8 protein-coding genes are annotated in these 6,075 nt (G+C 34.8%); all 8 read left to right on the top strand.

Annotated features, from left to right (window positions below; all coding sequences use genetic code 11):
* Nucleotides 1-265, top strand: a 265-nt coding sequence (locus EO124_RS10290; RefSeq protein ID WP_206512569.1) for a hypothetical protein, incomplete at its 5' end; no start/stop codon positions are given.
* 109 nt (nucleotides 266-374) lie between these two features.
* Complete coding sequence (locus EO124_RS09975; RefSeq protein ID WP_127059385.1) at nucleotides 375-710, top strand: hypothetical protein; 336 nt, start codon at nucleotides 375-377, stop codon at nucleotides 708-710.
* Nucleotides 711-1,013: 303 nt separating this feature from the next.
* Nucleotides 1,014-1,289 carry a helix-turn-helix domain-containing protein gene (locus EO124_RS09970; RefSeq protein WP_241230711.1) on the top strand — a complete coding sequence of 92 codons (276 nt, stop codon included), beginning with the start codon at nucleotides 1,014-1,016 and terminating at the stop codon, nucleotides 1,287-1,289.
* A 395-nt stretch (nucleotides 1,290-1,684) separates the two neighbouring features.
* Nucleotides 1,685-2,020 carry a hypothetical protein gene (locus EO124_RS09965; RefSeq protein WP_127059384.1) on the top strand — a complete coding sequence of 112 codons (336 nt, stop codon included), beginning with the start codon at nucleotides 1,685-1,687 and terminating at the stop codon, nucleotides 2,018-2,020.
* A gap of 333 nt (nucleotides 2,021-2,353) precedes the next feature.
* A complete protein-coding gene (locus EO124_RS09960; protein WP_127059383.1) occupies nucleotides 2,354-2,650 on the top strand; it encodes a helix-turn-helix domain-containing protein in 297 nt (98 codons plus the stop codon).
* Nucleotides 2,651-2,793: 143 nt separating this feature from the next.
* Nucleotides 2,794-3,780 carry a helix-turn-helix transcriptional regulator gene (locus EO124_RS09955; RefSeq protein ID WP_127059382.1) on the top strand — a complete coding sequence of 329 codons (987 nt, stop codon included), beginning with the start codon at nucleotides 2,794-2,796 and terminating at the stop codon, nucleotides 3,778-3,780.
* 19 nt (nucleotides 3,781-3,799) lie between these two features.
* On the top strand, nucleotides 3,800-5,290 hold the full coding sequence (locus EO124_RS09950; RefSeq protein ID WP_127059381.1) for a hypothetical protein: 1,491 nt from the start codon (nucleotides 3,800-3,802) through the stop codon (nucleotides 5,288-5,290).
* An 18-nt stretch (nucleotides 5,291-5,308) separates the two neighbouring features.
* On the top strand, nucleotides 5,309-6,075 hold a 767-nt coding region (locus tag EO124_RS10285), incomplete at its 3' end, for a hypothetical protein (protein ID WP_206512568.1).

Below are 6,075 nucleotides of genomic sequence, written 5' to 3'. Positions count from 1 at the left end.
GAGTAAATATTTGGGATTAGATAAAAATGTTATTAAGTTACTAAGTAATAAAAATTTTCACTTCTGCACGAAGTATCATAATCGTTCTTATTGCATTTTTATAGATTGCTATGGAGATAAAATAGAAGATTATACTAATAATAGTTCTTTTGTTAGAAAGGCTCTAAAACAATCAATTGTTAACAAAAATATAGTTTTGTTAGAACAGTATATTTATATGGCGCCTATGAAATTAATACAACCACTTAGAGTTAATGATAAGTAAATGGATAATTATATGTAATAGTAATAAACATACAGGAAAGTATTTCAACTCATATTACATTTAAATTATTCGATAAATAACAGATTCATCTCTTGAAAGGAGATTTATTATGAAATGCAAACACGCTACTCGTGAAATTCCAACCGATCCACATGGCAAAGCTCGTTATGAACGCGCTATGCGTCACATTGAATTAGCTAAAGAACAGGGCATGTCCAGCGAAGAAATCCATGCTTTATTTAAACTCATCATGGATTTTGATCCTAAAAAAGATTTGGACAAAGTTCCTAATGATGAAGCTCATAAAAAATTCCGTCAAGCCTTATCCCACGCTAACCGTGCTGTAGAAGAAGGTAAATCCGACGAAGAAGCACATGAAATCTTCCGTCGCATTATGCATGGTGAAACAGCGGGTAAGTGCAAACATCGCAAGGAAGAGGCTTAATATATAGGCGTTTACCGGCGAAGACAAGGCAATCAGGCTTATTTCTGTATAATTATAGAATTCGCTATGCGAGGTCTTTATAGGAGAGTGGCGATTGATGTCGCCACTTTTTTTGTTGTCAAAATACATTTTAATTTGAAAAAAATAGCCCTGTTATTAACATGATTTTCATTAATTTTACACATTTTTTAATATGTAAAAATTGTTGATTATTAAGATGCTATGTGGCATATATCATATTAATAAGGGTTTTATTTATGTGATACATGATGGGCTCATTTATGTCATACTGTTTATTAAGATATGAATGAGGAGTTTGATAATATGGACGAACAAAAGAACAGTTTATTTAAGTGTATTGGCGCCAAAGTTACATATTACCGTACCCTGCGTGGCTTGACGCAACGCGAACTGGCCGAAAAAATCGGCATTAGTCCCAGCACTTTAAATAAAGTGGAACGCGGTGCCTATAATCAGAATGTATCGATTGCTATGTTACTGGACATTGCTGAAGGGCTGGACGTAGACGTAACATATTTTCTGACTATAACCGAAGCAGATAAAAAGGTATTGTTTTAACAGTACTGTTTTGCGGTAACATATTGACTAAGCTAAGACCGTATTATTGCGAGTTTGCCTGTTATGGTTAAATAATTTTTGCTTATTTTTGGCTATTTTGGATTGTAATAACTTGTTATTTCCCATAACCCGTTAACAACGTATGGAAAGTAGGTTGCGTATGGCAGATGTTATTGATTTTGAAAAAGCATTGCAACGTAAGAAGCAAAAGTTGATTACCAAGCTGGATGATATTGTAAAACATAAATAAGAAACTTTAGACAGGTCAAAATTAGTGATAGTTTTGACCTGTTTTTTTATTGGGACAACCCTATGTCCGGTTTCCTTGTTATTATATTAGTGACTTAAGAATCTATGTTTCATCTCTAATGTATTTTTGCCGGGAGGGTGATACTATGGACAAACATGAAGGTATCTTTGTATTATTGGCCAATGCAATGCATAAAGTTGGTGATGAAGAAAGCAAAACTTGGTTTGTTGCTAACCAATTTATTAAAGCTTTTAAAACCGAAGAAGCTGCCAAAGTGTATTTAATTGACATACATCTAGCTAAGCTTAAAAACAGTGACGTAAACATTGGCGAAGTCTTTGAATCAAACGCAGAAGATAAAGAAGCTTTTTTCAAAATGAACCCAATTTTCACTGAAAGTGATTATGTTAAGTTAATTACCGTAAAAAATGAAAATGCTAAATCTGTAATCGGATTTAGTATTAAAGAAGAAAATACTTAATTCACGTTTGTATGAGCCTAATGAGCCATAACAATCATATAGATTAACCTCTGTAGATTGTTATGGCTTTTTTTTAAGACAGGAACCGTTAAGCTCCTCCTTAATTTTATCAATATACAGAGGATAGGTTATGCCGAATATTTAATTAAGCATTAACTAAAGTTGCCTATTTATGTACACCGCAAAAATCAAAATTATGGCATACTAAACATAAGAAAAAGATGAATGACCTCTTTGGTAGGACATCCCTATGTCGGTCTTATTTGATATGGTATTAGTGACAAGATATATTGTCGATTTTGAATGCTATATACAATTGGGGAGGTTTATCTTATGTCATATACCCTAAAACAATTATTAAAACTTATTGGTGCTAAAGTTGCTTTTTATCGTACCCTTCGTAGTTTAAAACAACAGGAATTGGCAGATAAAGTGAATATGAGCCGCAGTACTATCAATAAAGTAGAGCGGGGCAGTTATAACGATAATCTTTCGATAGATATGCTCATAACCTTGGCAAACGGATTAAATATTAATGTGCGTATGTTGATGGAAATCTCCAGTGATGAAGAACAGCTACTTCGTGAAATGGATTTATGGGAAGAGCAATTTGATGAGTTTCGAAAATAGATTTTTGACAATATTTTTACAAATTTGAATTACAAAATTTAAAGGAAAGATGAAGTTATTTGTAGAATTATTAATGATGAGCATTTGTACATATAAAGAATACAATTCAAGAATATTGAAGTTAAAAATATATTGAGGATATTATGAATCAACAAAACTTTGATAAAACGAATCGTATATTGGCTATTTTATACCGTGCCATGAAAGGCGAAGTCCTGAGTGTGCAGGCATTGGCTAATGAATATGATGTGGCGACTAAAACCATCTCTCGGTATCTAAATACGATTAAGAACTTTTTAGCCGATTACCGGGATTTGGTGGGAAACACCGAATTAATATATAACGGACAAACAAAGGCGTATCAGTTGCAGTTTGATTCGTTTTTGTTAAACGAAGAACTCATGGTGTTAATTAAGATTCTGATTGGAACGAGGTCGCTGCGTCGCAATGATTTACTTACTTTGGTAGGCAAGTTAAAACAACTGACAACCTGTAAAGATCGAATATTGGTTGACCAGCTGATAAAAAAAGAGCTCCATCGGTACATACCGGTTGAGCATATTTGCCAAGATTTAATAGGTACGGTTTGGCAGCTGACTCGCTGCATTCAGAGCCGTACGGAGATTACGATTACCTATTATAAAGCAAACGGGGAAAAGGTAAATCGTACGATACGACCGGTGGCGTTATTATTTTCAGAATATTACTTTTACCTGGTAGGCTATTGGCTCGATAATGAGGGGAATACAGATTATGTGCCGATTTTGTATCGGGTAGACCGCATTGTAGGGGTTATTGAACATAGACGGACATTTGAATTGTCCAAGGACGTTGATTTCGATGAAGGTAATTTGCGGAATAAGGTGCAATTTATGTACGCCGGCAAACCTCAAAAAGTTAAGTTTGAGTATTCGGGAGAATCGCTGCAGGCAGTGTTAGATAGGATTCCAACAGCTGTAGTTCTTTCATTGGAAAACAATAAAGCTATCATTGAAGCTGAGATTTTCGGAAATGGCATTAAACATTATCTTTTGGGGCAAGGACGACGAATTAAAGCTTTAGAGCCGATTGAGTTTGTTGAGGATATGAAAAATGAGCTGAAGGCTATGCTGGCTCGTTATGACGAATAAAATTAGGAGGAACCCATTTATGGAGGCAACTATAAATCAAAAGCCAACTTTATCTGATTTAATGGAAAATTATGAAGCGACGATACTTCAAACTATATTAGCAACATTTGGACTTGATTTTTTAACAAAATATCAACATGGCGGCGATGTAGATACTGTTTATAACGTTGATCAGATTGGTAAAGACCCTTTGATGACTTATAAAAATAAGAAAAATGAAACTGATTATAACAATAGAGGTGAATATAACTCTAAAGATTATCATGCACATTCTGCGTATAAGGAAAATAATAGAGAGTACAGTAGGCAACAGAAACAAGGAACATTAAAGGATGGATATACGGGGAAAGCTATCGGCCGAAATCAAAGTTATGATCAGGATCATGTAATGTCCGCTAAGGAGATTGATGATAATAGGGCTAGAGTTTTAGCAGGTTTAGATGGTCCTGACTTAGCTAATAAAAAAGAGAATTTAGTCGCTACGGATCCTTCAATTAATCGAAGTAAAAAAGCCGATTCGGTAGATGAGCATCTGAAAAAAAAGGGTGATAGATATGATGATACGACTAAACGAAATATGCAGGATAAGGATAAAAAGGCACGAAAAGCTATATATGATGATATAAATAAGGCGTATTATACAAGTCAAAAATTCTGGAAGGATACCGGTAAGGCGGCTTTAAAAGCCGGTGGGACAATGGCATTGCGACAAGGAATCGGTTTTTTCTTGGTTGAAATATGGTTTGGTATTAAAGAAAAGTGTATTAGCTGTTGGGATGAAATAAATTCCTTTAAAGATTTTAAGCAACGGCTGATTGAAGGTTTTAAGTCAGGCATATCTAGTGCAATGGCAAAATTTAATGATTTATGGGAGCATGTTAAAAACGGTGCCATAGGGGGATTTATTGCTTCTTTGACAACCACTTTTACCAATATATTTAAAACAACCTTTAAGTCTGTAAATAAAGTGATTATGCATCTTGGCAAGCCTGTTGTAGAAGCATTTCGTGTTGCATTATTTAATCCCGATAAATTACCGACTGATGAAAGGATTGATGCCATAATAAAATGCCTTGTTACCGGTGGGAGTCTTTTCCTTGGGGATGTTATAAAACAGTACTTAGATAAACAGCTCGTAGGTGTACCTCATTCTGATTTGATAACCGCATTTTTTAGTGCCTTATTATCAGGTATTACGATGGTAACCGGCTTTTATCTGGTAGATCGATACGATGTTGGAGCAAAATTGATGAGTTTGTTCTCCAATCCTGAATATGAATATTTAAAAACGGTAGGCGAAAATGCTCAAAAAACATTAGATCTGATTAATAGTATGGTAAATCGTATAGCCCATTATGATTGGGACGCTTGTGAACGTGCACTGCAAATTTATAATAATAGTACCGGAACGGCAAAAGCTTTTGCCTCAGCGGATGTGGCTCGTATTTGCGGTGTTAATGAAGATGAAATTGCTAAGGATAGTAGTGATTTAGATAAAATTTTTGGTTAAAGAGAGGGTAGTATTAGTATGTTTAAAAATGATGAAAAAAAAGCAGCTGTAAAAAAATTTGAGGAAGTAAGAGATGAATATGAAAATAATGTAAAAAATATTGTTGAGAAGATTGAAGAGCTTTATTTAGTCAAATCTGAGTCTCAGAAGGTATTACAAAATGCATATAATCTATTTGAAAAAATATCTAATAGACCGCATAAATTAATTAAGGAAAGTGAAGAAATTAAGTTTTATTATGAATTATTTGAAAAAGAAACTATTGAAATTGAACGATTGAACATGAAAGCCCCGAATGGTAGAAATGTAGTGGGGGGTGTAGCCGCCGGAGCCACTATTGCAGCTCTTGGACCAACGGCTTTAATGGGAATTGCAACTACCTTTGGTACAGCATCTACAGGGGTAGCAATTTCGAGCCTTTATGGGGCGGCTGCTACCAATGCGGCTTTGGCTTGGATTGGTGGGGGGACATTAGCAACCGGTGGTGGCGGGATGGCATTAGGAACTACATTTTTGAGAATGACCGGTCCGGTAGGCTGGGGAATTGCTACCGTAGTTGGTGTTGCCGGTACTATTTGGACGCGAAAAAAGAATACTGAAGTTATAGAAAAAGCAAAAGAAAATATTAAGCAAATTAGTAAAGCGAACACTGTGGTTTTAGAGCGAACCAATAGTGTTGAAGGTCTGCATAATAATATAAATAATCTCAAAGACGCTGCAGAAAATGATTTAAATAATTTAGTTAATCGTGGTTTAATTAAAAGCTATAATAATTACACTAAAGA

Origin of the sequence: Veillonella ratti, from assembly GCF_003992115.1 — a bacterium.
Lineage (GTDB): Bacteria > Bacillota > Negativicutes > Veillonellales > Veillonellaceae > Veillonella_A > Veillonella_A ratti.
This window is presented reverse-complemented; position numbering and strand designations above follow the sequence as displayed.

What these genes read in the sequence shown, in the direction of transcription:
- EO124_RS09975 (WP_127059385.1), top strand. Translation starts at nt 375, where the DNA reads ATGAAATGCAAACACGCTACTCGTGAAATTCCAACCGATCCACATGGC.
- EO124_RS09970 (WP_241230711.1), top strand. Translation starts at nt 1,014, where the DNA reads ATGAATGAGGAGTTTGATAATATGGACGAACAAAAGAACAGTTTATTT.
- EO124_RS09965 (WP_127059384.1), top strand. Translation starts at nt 1,685, where the DNA reads ATGGACAAACATGAAGGTATCTTTGTATTATTGGCCAATGCAATGCAT.
- EO124_RS09960 (WP_127059383.1), top strand. Translation starts at nt 2,354, where the DNA reads ATGTCATATACCCTAAAACAATTATTAAAACTTATTGGTGCTAAAGTT.
- EO124_RS09955 (WP_127059382.1), top strand. Translation starts at nt 2,794, where the DNA reads ATGAATCAACAAAACTTTGATAAAACGAATCGTATATTGGCTATTTTA.
- EO124_RS09950 (WP_127059381.1), top strand. Translation starts at nt 3,800, where the DNA reads ATGGAGGCAACTATAAATCAAAAGCCAACTTTATCTGATTTAATGGAA.